Annotated in this window: 14 protein-coding genes; 13 read left to right on the top strand and 1 reads right to left on the bottom strand. The window is 69.5% G+C overall.

From position 1 onward, the window contains the following. Positions 1–57 precede the first annotated feature (57 nt). From sctV to ABL840_RS28830, 13 genes are all read left to right on the top strand, one after another. The gene (gene sctV, locus ABL840_RS28890; RefSeq protein ID WP_093305387.1) at positions 58–2,130 is read left to right on the top strand and encodes a type III secretion system export apparatus subunit SctV; all 2,073 of its coding nucleotides are present in this window, start codon (positions 58–60) and stop codon (positions 2,128–2,130) included. Between the two features lie 44 nt (positions 2,131–2,174). Beyond that, a complete protein-coding gene (gene sctS, locus ABL840_RS28885; protein ID WP_093200459.1) occupies positions 2,175–2,441 on the top strand; it encodes a type III secretion system export apparatus subunit SctS in 267 nt (88 codons plus the stop codon). Between the two features lie 14 nt (positions 2,442–2,455). Next, positions 2,456–4,219, top strand: a complete 1,764-nt coding sequence (gene sctC, locus ABL840_RS28880; RefSeq protein ID WP_093305592.1) for a type III secretion system outer membrane ring subunit SctC — start codon at positions 2,456–2,458, stop codon at positions 4,217–4,219. A 2-nt stretch (positions 4,220–4,221) separates the two neighbouring features. Then, a complete protein-coding gene (locus ABL840_RS28875) occupies positions 4,222–5,412 on the top strand; it encodes an FHA domain-containing protein (RefSeq protein WP_418116041.1) in 1,191 nt (396 codons plus the stop codon). Between the two features lie 145 nt (positions 5,413–5,557). Continuing rightward, positions 5,558–5,764 (top strand): hypothetical protein, encoded by a 207-nt coding sequence (locus tag ABL840_RS28870; protein ID WP_021004014.1) that lies wholly within the window; start codon positions 5,558–5,560, stop codon positions 5,762–5,764. 72 nt (positions 5,765–5,836) lie between these two features. After that, entirely contained in the window at positions 5,837–6,250 is a 414-nt protein-coding gene (locus tag ABL840_RS28865; protein ID WP_093305386.1) for a hypothetical protein, read from the top strand. A gap of 7 nt (positions 6,251–6,257) precedes the next feature. Continuing rightward, complete coding sequence (gene sctJ / locus ABL840_RS28860) at positions 6,258–7,064, top strand: type III secretion system inner membrane ring lipoprotein SctJ (protein WP_240651265.1); 807 nt, start codon at positions 6,258–6,260, stop codon at positions 7,062–7,064. A 6-nt stretch (positions 7,065–7,070) separates the two neighbouring features. Next, on the top strand, positions 7,071–7,775 hold the full coding sequence (locus ABL840_RS28855; RefSeq protein WP_093200043.1) for a type III secretion system protein: 705 nt from the start codon (positions 7,071–7,073) through the stop codon (positions 7,773–7,775). Continuing rightward, positions 7,757–8,395: a type III secretion system stator protein SctL gene (gene sctL, locus ABL840_RS28850; RefSeq protein ID WP_093305385.1), complete on the top strand. Its 639-nt coding sequence runs from the start codon at positions 7,757–7,759 to the stop codon at positions 8,393–8,395. The genes ABL840_RS28855 and sctL overlap by 19 nt, the downstream gene beginning before the upstream one ends. Continuing rightward, positions 8,392–9,738 (top strand): FliI/YscN family ATPase, encoded by a 1,347-nt coding sequence (locus ABL840_RS28845; RefSeq protein ID WP_093200054.1) that lies wholly within the window; start codon positions 8,392–8,394, stop codon positions 9,736–9,738. The genes sctL and ABL840_RS28845 overlap by 4 nt, the downstream gene beginning before the upstream one ends. Continuing rightward, positions 9,735–10,223 carry a serine kinase gene (locus tag ABL840_RS28840; RefSeq protein WP_093305384.1) on the top strand — a complete coding sequence of 163 codons (489 nt, stop codon included), beginning with the start codon at positions 9,735–9,737 and terminating at the stop codon, positions 10,221–10,223. Before ABL840_RS28845 ends, ABL840_RS28840 begins: the two co-directional genes overlap by 4 nt. Positions 10,224–10,259: 36 nt before the next feature. Continuing rightward, a complete protein-coding gene (gene sctT, locus ABL840_RS28835) occupies positions 10,260–11,042 on the top strand; it encodes a type III secretion system export apparatus subunit SctT (protein WP_093200056.1) in 783 nt (260 codons plus the stop codon). A 4-nt stretch (positions 11,043–11,046) separates the two neighbouring features. Then, the gene (locus ABL840_RS28830; protein ID WP_093305383.1) at positions 11,047–12,078 is read left to right on the top strand and encodes an EscU/YscU/HrcU family type III secretion system export apparatus switch protein; all 1,032 of its coding nucleotides are present in this window, start codon (positions 11,047–11,049) and stop codon (positions 12,076–12,078) included. Between the two features lie 15 nt (positions 12,079–12,093). Here ABL840_RS28830 and ABL840_RS28825 read toward each other — a convergent pair whose 3' ends face one another. After that, positions 12,094–12,993, bottom strand: coding sequence for a helix-turn-helix domain-containing protein (locus ABL840_RS28825; RefSeq protein ID WP_176947570.1), 900 nt, complete (start codon positions 12,991–12,993; stop codon positions 12,094–12,096). Positions 12,994–13,196: the final 203 nt, after the last annotated feature.

The raw sequence follows: 13,196 nt of genomic DNA, 5'->3' as shown, positions 1-13,196 counted from the left end.
TGCAATGCAATCGGCATCGCACGGCACTTCGGAACACCCGCAAGAAGAAAAGACACCATGGCGAGTTCTCCGCGATCCTTCCCTGCCTACCGCGGCGGCGTGCGCGACCTGCTGGGCAATGCGGGCCGCTACAACGACCTGCTGCTCGCGGGCCTGCTGGTGGTGATCGTCGCGCTGTTCGTGCTGCCGCTGCCCACGCCGTTGCTCGACCTGCTGATCGCGAGCAACCTCGCCATCAGCCTGGTGCTGCTGATCGTGGCGATGTACGTGCCTTCGGCGCTTTCGCTTTCGACCTTTCCGTCGCTGCTGCTGTTCACCACGCTGTTCCGCCTCGCGCTGAACATCGCGTCGACCAAGCTGATCCTGCTGCATGCGCACGCGGGCCACATCATCGACACCTTCGGCAAGCTGATCGTCGGCAACAACGTGGTGGTCGGCGGCGTGGTGTTCCTGATCATCGCGATCGTGCAGTTCATCGTGATCGCGAAAGGCTCCGAGCGGGTGGCCGAGGTGGCCGCGCGGTTCGCGCTGGATGCGATGCCGGGCAAGCAGATGAGCATCGACGCCGACGTGCGCGCCGGCGTGCTGTCGTCCGCGCAGGCGCAGAAGCGCCGCCAGATGCTGGAGCAGGAGTGCCAGCTGCACGGAGCCATGGACGGCGCGATGAAGTTCGTCAAGGGCGACGCGATCGCGAGCATCGTGATCGCGCTGGTCAACATCCTCGCTGGCATCGCGATCGGCACGATGATGCACGAGATGAGCCTGGGCGGCGCGCTGCAGCGCTACGCGATCCTCACGGTGGGCGACGGCATGGTCTCGCAGATCCCGTCGCTGCTGGTGTCGATCGCGGCCGGCATCGTCATCACGCGCGTGAGCACCGGCGAGCGCCGCGACACGCAGCTCGCGAACCAGATCGGGCAGCAGCTGATGGCACACCCGCGCGCGCTGATCATCGCGGGCCTCGCGGTCGCGAGCTTCCTGGTCGTGCCGGGTTTTCCGAAGTGGGTGTTCGGCCTGCTGGCAGCGGTGCTGCTGGGTCTGGGTTTCGCCGTGCGCATGCGGCGCCAGAAGAACCAGACGCCGGGCTGGATCTCGCACCGTGAGGGCGCCGACCAGGAGGACACCGACGGCGACCACGCGATCGCAGCGCCGCTGGCGGTGCGGCTGTCGAGCGGCCTGCGCGGCGGCATCGACCGCCATGCGCTCGACCTGCAGCTGGCCCGGGTCAAGACTTCGGTCGAGTCCGATCTCGGCCCCGTGTTCCCGCGTTTGCAGCTCGCCTACGCGGACGGCCTTGCCGAGCATGGCTACCAGGTTCTGGTGCACGACGTCGCCGTGACCGAGGGCACGCTCAGGCCCGGGTGGCTGATGCTCGATCCGGCCGAGGCGGCCGCACCGCCGGCCGGTGCCGAGGTAGCCGAGCCTTTCGGTCCCTTCGCACGGGTGGTCTGGGTGCCTGGCGAGGCTGCCGGCTTCAAGGCCTGGGACAACGAGGAGGTGGTGGGCCTGCATCTGGACCATGCGGTGCGCGGCAACGTTCGCGAGCTCATCGGCCTGCAGGAGGTGCAGCGCCTGCTGCATTCGGTGCAGCGCGATGCGCCCGAGCTCGCGGCAGAAGTGTCGCGCGTGGCCTCGAGCCAGCGCATCGCCGAGGTGCTGCGCCGGCTGCTGCAGGAAGGCATCCCGATCCGCAACCTGCATGCGATCTTCGAATGCCTCGCGACCTGGGCGCCGAAGGAGCAGGACGCCATCGCGCTGACCGAGCTGGTGCGCATCGATCTCGGGCGCTACATCACCAGCCGCTACGTGGGGCCTAACCGGCAGCTCGAGGCCATCCTGTTCGAGTCGAGCCTGCTGGAGCGCGTGCAGAACGCGATCGAGCGCTCGCCCCGCGGCAATCTGCTGCTGCTGAGCCCGGCGGTCACGCAGGACATCCGCGAGCAGGTGCGCCGCATCCTCGGGTCGGCCGCGACGCGCGTGGTGGCCATCGCCTCATCGGACGTGCGCCGCTACATCAAGACGCTGATCGAGCCGGTGGCCCCGCTGCTGCCGGTGCTCTCCTACCAGGAAGTCGACGAAGACGTGGCCCTGCAGCCGGTGGGCTGGGTCACCAATCCGCAAGCCCACTGATGAACTTTTCACCGCCTTCGAAGGCGCACCGCAAGAACAACGCAATGACTCCGCAGAACATCCTGGACATCACGCGCGAGGGCCTGCTCCTCGTGCTGTGGATCTCGCTGCCGGTGGTGGCTGTGGCGACGCTCACGGCCCTCGTGGTGGCGGTGCTGCAGGCCGTGACGCAGGTGCAGGACCAGAGCATCGGCCAGTCCATCCGGATGATCGCGGTGATGGTCGCGATCATCGCCACCGCGGGCTGGATGGGGCGCGACGTGATGCGCTTTGCCGAGCGCGCGATCCAGGCATTGAGTTCGCTGCCGTGAGGAACTTCTTCGACATGCCCGCACCGCGCCTGAAAACCTTCAGCCTGCGCAGCCTCGTGCTGTGGGGTTGCGCCGCCCTCGCACTGCTGGCCGTGCAGCCGCCGGCGCGCGCGGCCGAGCTGCGCTGGAGCAACCGGCCGTTCCAGATTGTCGCCAACGAGAAGCCGCTGGCCGACTTCCTGCGCGAGCTGGCGTCTTCGCAGAACGTCACGGCGGTGATCGACACCAAGGTGGCCGGCGTCATCAGCGGCAAGTTCGCCGGCTCCGCGCTGGCCACGCTCAACAGCGTGTGCGCGGTCAACGGGCTGACCTGGTACTTCGACGGCGCCTTCCTGTTCATCGACCTGGCCGCCGATGCGAAGAGCGAAGTGCTGCCCATCGCGGCAGAGAACGCGGGGCGCATCGCCGAGACGCTGGTGCGCCTGCACATCTCCGACGAGCGCTATCCGCTGAGCATCAGCGAGCGCGACGCCAGCGTGTACGTGACCGGGCCGCGCCGCTACGTCGAGATGGTGCGCCAGGCGGTGAAGCTGGCCGACCAGAAGAGCGCGATGGCCGAGGGTGCCGAGATCAGGCTGTTTCCGCTCAAGTACGCGTGGGCGTCGGATTTCCGGATCAACCGCTCCGGCAAGGAGACCGTCATTCCTGGCGTGGCCAACGTGCTGCGCAGCCTCTATGGCCGCGCCAGCGGGAATGCCCCGTCGGGCGGCGGCGGCGCGCGGGGCATGAGCGGCGGCATGTCGCTGGGGCCGAACCGGCAGATCAAGCTGCGCAGCGGCGAGACCATCAACGCGCCCAAGGTCGAGATCGCCGGGGGCGGCGGCGGCGATGCCATCGCACCGGGCGGCGTCTCGGGCATCGCGGGCGGCGAGCTGCCCCAGTTCCAGGCCGACACGCGCATGAACGCGGTGCTGGTGCGGGACATGCCCGACAAGATGGCGCAGTACGCGAAGCTGATCGAGTCGATGGACGTGCGCCCGCGGCTGGTCGAGATCGAAGTGACCATCATGGACATCAGCTCCGACACGCTCAACAGCCTGGGCATCGACTGGCGCCTGCATGGTCGGCATGCCGACTTCCAGACGGGCCGCGGCGACCGCGGGCAGCTGACCTGGGGTGGCACGGGCAGCGAGGCCGGGCAGATCGGAAGCTCCGACGGTTCGGGCAATCCGCTCACGCCGCTGGGCGGCATGTTCACCGCCGCCATCGGCAACAGCGCGCGCAACTATCTGCTGGCCCGCGTGACCGCGCTGGCCACCAACGGCAACGCGAACTTCGTGGCGCGCCCCAAGGTGATGACACTGGACAACACCGAAGCGGTGCTGGAGAACCTCAGCGAGTTCTACGTGCGGGTGGACGGTTTCCAGGACGCGGGCCTGTTCAGCATCACGGCCGGCACCGCCGTGCGGGTGACGCCGCTGGTCATCGACGAGAAGGCCTCCCGCGGCGTGATGATGTCCATCGACATCGTCGACGGCGACCTCAGCCCGATGTCGGTCGACAAGATCCCGATCGTGCGGCGCCGCACCGTCAACACGCAGGCGCTGGTGGAGGAGGGCGCGAGCCTGCTGATCGCGGGCTACTCGTCGGAAGAGAAGAGCAATGCCGTCACGGGCGTGCCGCTGCTCAAGGACATTCCGGGCGTCGGCGGACTCTTCCGCTCGACCGAGAAGAAGCAGTCGAACATGGAGCGCTTCTACCTGCTGACGCCGCGCCTGGTGCTGCCCGGCGCCACGGCGAACGTGCCGACGCTGCCCTTGCCGGAAGTGGGAGGCTGAACGTGCGCGACCAGGACGACGACATCTCCCTCGACGGCGAAGAGCAGGCCGCGGCCGGCCCGGCTCCGGCTGCGCTCGGCGACGGCTGGTGCCTGCGCTTCCTCAGCGGCGCGGTGAAGGGGCGGACCATCGCGCTCAAGCCCGGCCTCAACGTGCTGGGTTCGGGCGGCGACTGCGAGGTGATGCTGCCCGGCGGCGACGTGCTGCCGCGCCATCTGGCGTTCACCGTCGGTGAACTGGTGGTGTCGATGCAGCGCCTGGGAACGGCCTCGGCGCGGCTCAACGGCGAGGACATGCGGCAGCCGCGCAGGAGCGTGGTGGCGGGCGATGTCGTGAGCCTGGGCCAGATCGACTTCCAGCTCGACCGCAGCTATGCGACCCGCGTGCGCGAGGACCGCATGTTCGCCCCGGACCATGCGGCGCAGCCCGATGCGCTCGCGCAGGCGAGCCCGTCGACGGCCCGATCGCGGCGCCTGGGCTACTGGGCGGGCGGCGTGATGGCGATGCTGGCGCTCGTCGGCCTGGCCGCCGTGTCGCTCGGCGATGCGGGTGCCAGTTCGCGGCGCACCGCCCGCGTGGACCTGGCGGCGGTGGAGAAGGCGCTCGTGCCGTTCCCCGAGGTGGAAGTGGTGGCCGCGCAGGGCGGCCGGCTCGGCGTGAAGGGCTATGTCGAGTCGAGGCAGCGCCGCGAGGCCCTGCAGCAGGCGATGGAGCCCTTCGGCAGCCAGGTCAGCGTCAATGTGCATTCGGCCGAGGACATGGTCGAGCAGGCGCGTCGCTACGTGGGCGACCCCGGCGTGGCGGTCACCTACACCGGCCAGGGCCGCCTGGTGCTCACCGGCACGGTGGAAGACGCGGCCGTGCGGCAGAAGATCCGCAGGCTCAGCGAAGACCTGCATCCGTCGGTGCTGGTCTCCGACAAAGTCCAGTACCGCGAGAAGCCCGCGGCCGAGCCCAAGGAGACCGACCTGCGCACGCAGTGGGACGGCTGGCAGAGCGTGCTGCCGGCGCGCATGGTGAGCATCACCGAGGACGGCAACGGCCTGCGCCACATCCAGCTGTCCAACGGCAGCAGGTACTACGAAGGCTCGGTGCTGCGCTCCGGCGCGGAACTCAAGCGCATCGACGCCGACGGGCTGGTCCTGAGCGGCGGCGTGCCCGACAGCGGCAACAACAACAGGCGCGGGAGGTGAGGCATGGCCATCGGCAAGGTCCTCCTCGCGCGCACCCCGGATTTCATGCGGCGCCGCATCCGTGCGCCGCGTGGAATGGCTCCGTCCCGCCGGGACGGAGCGCTTCAACCCTCGTAAATCATCCTTTCTTGACCAGGAGATACACATGGCAGGCGCAGTTGACAGCTCTATCCAGCAGATGAACCAGGCCGCGGCGGACAACGCCAGGCTGATGTCGGCCAGCATGGCCGCCTCCACCAGCATCCAGGGCGCGGCCTCCACCGCGCACACGGTCAACGGTGCGAGCGCCGCCGGCGGCGAGGTGGCCAAGTCCACCGGCAACGACATCCGCCAGTCGGCCAAGTCCTCGTAAGCAGGTCCGCGCGATGCCCCCGGGGTGCATCGCGCGGCCCTTTTTCCCAAGGACCCCCGAAAGAGGTGAACCATGACCGATCCCACCGCGCTGGTCGCGGCAGGCGCGCAGCCGGCCGGCGTGTCCGGGCCCGCGGCGCCGCAGCAGTCCGCGGCCCCTTCGCGCCTCGATCCGGGCGAGACCCGGATGTTCGCCAACATGATGCAGGGCGTGCAGGCGCCGCCGTCCGCGGTGGCCGCGCCGAGTGCGCTGGGCGATGCCGCCAAGGCGCTCGCGTCCCAGCTCTCGGGCAACGTGCGCTCCTACGAGGAGATGCGCCGCAGCATGCTCGAGTCGATCGACATGTCCGACCCCATCAAGACCATGTTCGCGATGACCGACCACGCCATGGAGGCGCACATGATGTTCGCGAAGATGCACATTTCCACGGGCCTGGCGAGCGCCGCCACCAGCCTGTTCGGCACCCTGCTGAAGAACCAGCAGTGAGGACGCCGTGAAGCTGCTGTCGCGCACCCTTTCATTCATTCCGCGCCGTGGCCGCTGGCTCGCGGCGCTGGCCCTGCTGATGGCATTGGGCGGCTGCAAGGTCGGCCTGTATTCCAACCTCAACGAGCAGGAGGCCAACGAGATCGTCGCCGCGTTGTCGTCCGAAGGCATCGATGCGGCCAAGAGCCGCGTGGAGGGTAGCAACTGGCAGGTCGAGGTCGACGAAAGCCGCATGAGCGCCGCGCTCGACGTGCTGCGCGCCCAGGGCCTGCCTCACGAGCGCTTCGCCACCATGGGCGAGGTGTTCCAGAAGCAGGGGCTGGTGTCCACGCCCTCCGAGGAGCGCATGCGCTACATCTATGCGGTCTCGCAGGAGTTGTCGCAGACGCTGCGCAACGTGGACGGCGTGGTGTCCGCGCGCGTGCACGTGGTGATCCCGGCCAACGATCCGCTCAGCGAGAAGACGCGGCCGTCGTCGGCCGCGGTGTTCATCAAGCACCGGCCGGACGTGGACATCCGCCTGCTGGCGCCGGCCGTGAAGGAGATGGTGGCGCACAGCATCGAGGGGCTGACGCACGACCAGGTGTCGCTGTCGCTGTTCGAGGCGCGCCGGCCGGCGGTGTCGGCGGCCGCCCTGGCAGGCGGCGCCAGGGAGCGCCCGATGGTGCTGGGCCTGTTCCCGGCCTCGACCGCGATGGTGCTGCTGGGCCTGCTGCTTGTGGCCGCCGTCTGCCTCATGGTGCTGCCGGTGCTGCTGCGCAGGCAGGGCGTGGACTGGCGCAACTGGGCGCGCCGCCAGGTGCTCAGGCGCTGACACGCGATGCCGGCATCCGCTCCTTCCGTCGGCCCCCAAACCGCACAGGCCGCGCCCGGCCCGATGGACCTCGTGCGACTGGTGATGCGCTTCAACCTGCATCCCGAGATCGACCTGCATCCGAGCTGGCTGCCAGCCGACTGGCCGGCGCGCCATCGCATTCCGGCGCGGCTGGGGGAAGCAGGCCGCACGGTTCTTGCCGGCCAGCTGCGCCGCAGCCAGGGGCCGGCGAACGGCGCCGCAGACTACAACTTCGACGCCCGCCTCAAGCGCGTGGTGCTGCTCGACGGCGCCGCGCTGCGACGGCTCGCGGCCTACCTGGGCTTCTGCGTGCACCTGCCGCTGTTTCGGCTGCGCGGCGGAGCGGGGGCGCAGATCCGCCGCCAGGCCCGCCGCTTCGATGCGGATGCCGTGGAGTTCCTGCTCGAGCGCGTGCCGCAGCTCACCGAGCTGCGTATGGACAACGCCGCGCTGCAGCAGTGGCCGCTTTCCGCGGGCCGGGTCGCGGTCGACCGGGGCTACCGCCTGCTGCTGGCGGCGGCCGCCGCCGAAGGCGACGCGGTGCGCCGTCGCCTGGGACACAAGCTGCCGCGCCGCATCTCGGCGCTCGGCGCGCCGCCGCTGCAGCGGCGCCAGATCCTGCAACTCAACGAACTGATGCTCTCGTGCATCGTTCCCGAAAGACTGCCCCAATGGGATTGGCTTTTCTGATCACGACCGAGAACCTGCAGCTCCTGAGCGAGCGCAAGGTCCTGAAGGAACACGAGTACGCGGCGCTGCTCGACGCATCGACCGTGGTCGAGACCGCGCGGCGCGAGGCGCGCCGCATCGTGCAGCAGGCCACGCAGGATGCCGAGGCCGACCGCAGGCAGGGCTACGAGGAGGGCCTGCGGCAGGCCAGGACGGAATATGCGACCCAACTGGTGACCGACACCGTGGCGGCCGAGCGCCAGCTCCATGCCTTGCGCGAGTCCATGGCGCAGATCGTGGTCAAGGCCGTGGGGCAGTTCATTGCCGACGCGGACCCGGCGACGCTGTTCGAGGCGGCGCTGCTGCGCGTCGATACGCTGATCCGCCAGGAGCCCTTCATCACCGTGCGCGTGGCGCCCGCGCAGGAGGCGATCATGCGCGGCGTGGTCGCGCGGCTGCGCAGCGACGCCAACTGGTCCATGACCGTGCACTTCGTGGCCGACGCGGCGCTGCCCGTCGGTGCCTGCGTGCTGCAGACAGCGTCCGGCGTGCTCGACATCGGCGCCGATGCACAGCTCGAGGCCTTTCGCCGCGCGGTGGAGCGCAGCGGCCTCGGCGAGGCCGGGGAGGGGCAGCAGTGAATCCGGTGTCCGACGCGGCGCTGGGCATCGTCGCCGAGCTCGAGCAGGCACTGGGCCGCGTCACGCCGGCGACGATCCGCGGGCGCGTGAGCAAGGCGGTGGGCATGCTGATCGACGCATCGGGCATCCAGGCCCATGTGGGCGAGCTGTGCGAGCTGGTCACGCCGGGCGAGCCGCCGCTGCTGGCCGAGGTGGTGGGCTTTCGCGACAACACCGCCATCCTCACGCCGCTCGGGCCGATCACCGGCATCTCGGCGCTGACCGAGGTGCTGCCCACGGGGCGCGGCCATGTCTGTCCCGTCGGCGCGGGCCTGCTCGGGCGGGTGCTCGATGCGCTGGGCCAGCCCATCGACGAGAAGGGGCCGCTGAAGACCCGCACGCTGCTGCCGGTGCACCGCGAACCCGTGAGCCCGCTGGCGCGCCGCATGATCGAGGCGCCGCTGCCCACGGGCATCCGCGCGGTCGACAGCCTGCTCACGCTCGGCGAGGGGCAGCGCGTGGGCGTGTTCGCGCCGCCGGGCGTGGGCAAGAGCACGCTGCTGGGCATGCTCGCGCGCGGCGCGACGGCCGACGTGAACGTGATCGCGCTGATCGGCGAGCGCGGGCGCGAGGTGAAGGAGTTCATCGAGCACAACCTCGGCGCCGAGGGGCTGGCGAAGACGGTGATGGTGGTCTCCACCTCCGACAGGCCGCCGATGGAGCGCATCAAGTCGGCCTACGTGGCCACCACCATCGCCGAGCATTTCCGCGACCAGGGCAAGAAGGTGCTGCTGCTGGTCGATTCGCTCACGCGCTTCGCGCGCGCGCAGCGCGAGATCGGCCTCGCGAGCGGCGAGCCGCCCACGCGGCGCAGCTATCCGCCCTCGATCTTCTCGATGCTGCCGCAGTTGCTGGAGCGCGCGGGGCAGGGCAGGACCGGCTCCATCACGGCCGTCTACTCGGTGCTCACCGAGGGCGACGAGGAGAGCGATCCCATCGCCGAGGAGGTGCGATCCATTCTCGACGGCCACATCGTGCTGTCGCGCAAGGTCGCGGCGGCCAACCGCTATCCGGCGATCGACGTGCTCGCGAGCATCAGCCGCGTGATGCCGCTGGTGACCTCGCGCGAGCACCGCGCGGCGGCGGCGCATTTTCGCGGGCTGCTGGCCAAGTACCAGGAGATGGAGCTGCTCGTGCAGATCGGCGAGTACAAGGCCGGCGCCGACGCGCTGGCCGACGAGGCGATCGGCGCGCGACCGGCGATGCTCGAATTCCTGTCGCAGCCGCCGGACGCGAGCCTGCCCTATGCGCAATCGGTCGAGGTACTGCGGCAGTTCGGCTGGACCGGGGAGCCCGCGCGATGAGCGGCGTCGACTGGAAACTGCTGGTGGGCGTGCGGGAGCGCCAGAAGACCGCGGCCATGGGCGTGGTCGCGCGCGACAGGGCCGCCGCCGAACAGAGCCACGCCGAACTCCGGCAGGCCGAGGCGTGGCAGCAGCAGCAGGTGCGGAACAAGGCCGCGCACTGGCAAGCGACGACCGGCGCGCTCTCGCACGGGGAATGCAGCGTTGCGCAACTGCGGCATGCGGGTGCCTGGAGCACCGCGCTCGATGCGCGGATCGCCGAGGCCGGCCAACTCGCCGCGCAGGCCGGACAGGCCCACGCGCTGCGCGAGAGCACGCTCGAGGCGAGCCGGCAGAAGCTGCGTGCCGCCAGCGGCGATGTCGAGAAGGCGCAGCAGATGCTGCAGCGTGCGCGCAGCGAGCAACTGCGCCTGCGCGAGCTCCGGCTGGACGACGCGACCGAGGAAGCCACCTCGCAAGCCTGGGCCGCACGGCGCAGGGCATAGAGCGCCCGACGAAACGACGAGAGAGACCCATTGCCCGTGGACGCTTCCATCGAACTGGCCAGCCTCGAGAGGTTCTTCTCGTCGGTGGTGCTCACCCTGCCGCGGCTGTTCGCGATCTTCGCGGTGGTGCCCTTTCTTTCGGGCGGCATGCTCACCGGCACGGTGCGCAACGGCCTGCTGCTGATGCTCGCGCTGTTCATGTCGCCCGTGGCGGGCGACATGCCGGTGGCCTCCATCGGCACCTGGGTGCTCATCGCCGGCAAGGAGGCTTTCATCGGCCTGCTGCTGGGCCTGGGCTTCGGCATCTTCATCTGGGCGGTGCAGAGCGTGGGCGACCTGATCGACTTCCAGACCGGCTCCAGCAACGCGTCGTTCTTCGACCCCGTGGCGGGCCACGAGAACGGGCCCACGGGCGAGTTCCTCGGCTGGATGGTGATCACGCTGTTCGTCTCGGCGGGCGGGCTGCTGGCGATGCTGGGCGTGGTCGTCGACTCCTACCGGCTCTGGCCGGTGGCCTCGTTCTTTCCGAACCTGGGGCTGGTGATCGAGCAGTTCGCGATCCGCCAGGGCGACACGCTGTTCCTGTGGATCGTCAAGCTCGCCTCGCCGGTGATCTTCGTGCTGCTGCTGGTCGAGCTGGGCGTGGGCCTCGTCAGCCGCGTGGCGCCGCAGCTCAACGTGTTCGTGTTCTCGCAGCCCCTCAAGAGCCTGCTGGCGCATCTGATGATGCTGCTGTTCGTTTTCTTCGTGTACGAGTCGCTGCAGGAATTCCTGCGGCCCGAGAACGGCGTTCTCGACTTCCTGCGGGCCACGCTCTAGCGCCATGGCTGAGAAAGACCAGGACCCAACGCCCAAGCGGCTGCGCGACGCGCGCAAGCGCGGCGAGGTGGTGTTCAGCAGCGACGTGGCATCGACCGTCGTGTTCGCCGTGGTCGTGGTCTGCATGTGGCTCGGAGGCGGCGCCCTCTACAGCCTGTTGCGCGAACTCTGGCTGCACGCCACCAGCACCAGCCTGCTGACGCAGCCCGACGACCGCTTCGTCGAGCTGCTGCTGCACACGGGAGAGGCACTCGCGTGGGGCACGCTGCCCATCATGGCCATCGCGGCCGTGGCCGGCATCGCGGGCTCGCTGGCCCAGGTGGGGGGCGTGGCGGCGTGGGAGCGGCTGAAGCCCGACGTGAATCGCATGAACCCGGCGCAGGGGCTGCAGCGCATCTTCTCCACGCGCAACCTCATCAACCTGCTGAAGATGAGCCTGAAGACGCTGCTGCTCGCCGGGCTGATGTTCGTGGTGGTGCGCGGCTTCGTCGATACCTCGCTCAAGCTGGGGTATGCCAACCCTGCGGCCATCATGACCGCCGCGGCCCACATGGTGCTGGTGACCTTCGGGTGGTCGGTGGTGATCTTCGCGCTGATGGCCGCGGTGGACTACGCGCACGAGCACTTCGAGTTCATGAAGCAACAGCGCATGTCCATCGAGGACATCCGCCAGGAATACAAGGAAGTGGAGGGCGACCCGATCAACCAGTCGCGCCGCCGCTCCGCGCACTTCGAGGCGGTGTATGCCAGCCTGGGCGATCGCGTGCGCATGGCTTCGGCCGTGATCCATTCGGCCCGCACGGCCGTCGCATTGCAGTACCTGGGCGAGACCGACCTGCCGCGCGTGATCGCGCGCGGCGAGGGCGAAGTCGCGGCGCAGATCCGGCGCTTTGCCGGCGAGGGCCTGGTGCCGATGGAGTTCGAGCCTTCGCTGGCCGAGCGCATCTATGCGGAGGTTCCGGTGGACCAGCCGATTCCGCGTTCGCTGTATGCGCCCGTGGCCACTCTGCTGCGTTGGGCGCAGGGTCTCGGATGACACCGGGGCCGCGAACTATCCGGCGATGCCGTTCCTGGCAGAGGGTGGCTGCAGCGCGTCGAGCGCGGCGAGCCTGCGGTAGTCGCCCGGCAGCACGGCGTAGGTGCTCATGAAGGTCTTGTGCAGATGGCTCTGGTCGGTGAAGCCCGCCGCATGCGCCGCGTAGGTGACGTGGGCGCCGCCGGCGATGAGGTCGCGCGCGTACTCGATGCGGTGGCCCACCAGCATCTCGTGCGGCGTGAAGCCCCAGGCGGCGCTGAAGCGCCGCTGCACGTGCACGGGATGCCAGCCGACCGCATCGGCGAGGCTGTCGAGGGTCATGCGTTGATGGAAGCCCGATGCGATCAGGGCATAGAGCCGGTTCAGGCGTTCGTCGCCGCTGTCGGGGAATGGTCGTTCCGCGTCGAGGGAGTCGTTCTCCGTGGGCGAGGGAGCGGGGAGCCACTGTGCGAGGCGCCGGCGCAGCAGTGCGCGGCCGGCCGCGATGTCCTCGGGGTCGCCGGTGCTCGTGGGAACGAAAAGCAGGCGGTGGCATTCGAGGAATTCGAGCGCGGCGGCGGCGTCGATGAACACCGAGACACCCGCATCGTTCTCCACGCGCGCGAGCGGCAGCGCATCGTCCGCGGGGCTGATGCAGCGCGCCACGGCAAGGCTGCAGAAGAGGGCGTCTTCGCGCCAGGCATGCGAGCGCGCCTGTACCGAGTGCCAGACATGCGGCGCGATCCGAAACAGTGCGCCCGGCGGCACCACGGTGACGCGCGTGCCGCTGCGAACCTGGAGCTCTGTGTCGGCCACCGCGAGCGTGAAACCCACGTGCCGGTGCGGCCGGACTTCGCGATGGCGAAACCGGTTGATCGTGAATTGAAGACCAGCGAGATCCGCGTCTCGCCAGTATTGGGAGGCAGGCAGTGCCATGGAGGACCGGGGTGTGTGCGGAGGTCGGGCGTTTGCCTCGCGCGATGTGCAGCATGCCAGTGCCGCCGGCATCTGTGAAGCCTCGGCCGGGCGCGTACCTTCGCAGGATGCGCATTGTTCAGGCGAAGGTACTCAGTTGGATGCGCGTGCCGCGGGCCATTGCCGATCGCCACCCACCCTGGAGCCGGCAAATGCGTTGGAAG

Origin of the sequence: Variovorax sp. NFACC27 (assembly GCF_048301545.1) — a bacterium.
Classification (GTDB): Bacteria; Pseudomonadota; Gammaproteobacteria; order Burkholderiales; family Burkholderiaceae_C; genus Variovorax; species Variovorax gossypii.
This window is presented reverse-complemented; position numbering and strand designations above follow the sequence as displayed.

What these genes read in the sequence shown, in the direction of transcription:
- ABL840_RS28865 (WP_093305386.1), top strand. Translation starts at nt 5,837, where the DNA reads ATGACCGATCCCACCGCGCTGGTCGCGGCAGGCGCGCAGCCGGCCGGC.
- ABL840_RS28870 (WP_021004014.1), top strand. Translation starts at nt 5,558, where the DNA reads ATGGCAGGCGCAGTTGACAGCTCTATCCAGCAGATGAACCAGGCCGCG.
- sctL (WP_093305385.1), top strand. Translation starts at nt 7,757, where the DNA reads ATGGGATTGGCTTTTCTGATCACGACCGAGAACCTGCAGCTCCTGAGC.
- sctC (WP_093305592.1), top strand. Translation starts at nt 2,456, where the DNA reads ATGCCCGCACCGCGCCTGAAAACCTTCAGCCTGCGCAGCCTCGTGCTG.
- ABL840_RS28825 (WP_176947570.1), bottom strand. Translation starts at nt 12,993, where the DNA reads ATGGCACTGCCTGCCTCCCAATACTGGCGAGACGCGGATCTCGCTGGT.
- ABL840_RS28855 (WP_093200043.1), top strand. Translation starts at nt 7,071, where the DNA reads ATGCCGGCATCCGCTCCTTCCGTCGGCCCCCAAACCGCACAGGCCGCG.
- ABL840_RS28830 (WP_093305383.1), top strand. Translation starts at nt 11,047, where the DNA reads ATGGCTGAGAAAGACCAGGACCCAACGCCCAAGCGGCTGCGCGACGCG.
- sctS (WP_093200459.1), top strand. Translation starts at nt 2,175, where the DNA reads ATGACTCCGCAGAACATCCTGGACATCACGCGCGAGGGCCTGCTCCTC.
- sctV (WP_093305387.1), top strand. Translation starts at nt 58, where the DNA reads ATGGCGAGTTCTCCGCGATCCTTCCCTGCCTACCGCGGCGGCGTGCGC.
- ABL840_RS28840 (WP_093305384.1), top strand. Translation starts at nt 9,735, where the DNA reads ATGAGCGGCGTCGACTGGAAACTGCTGGTGGGCGTGCGGGAGCGCCAG.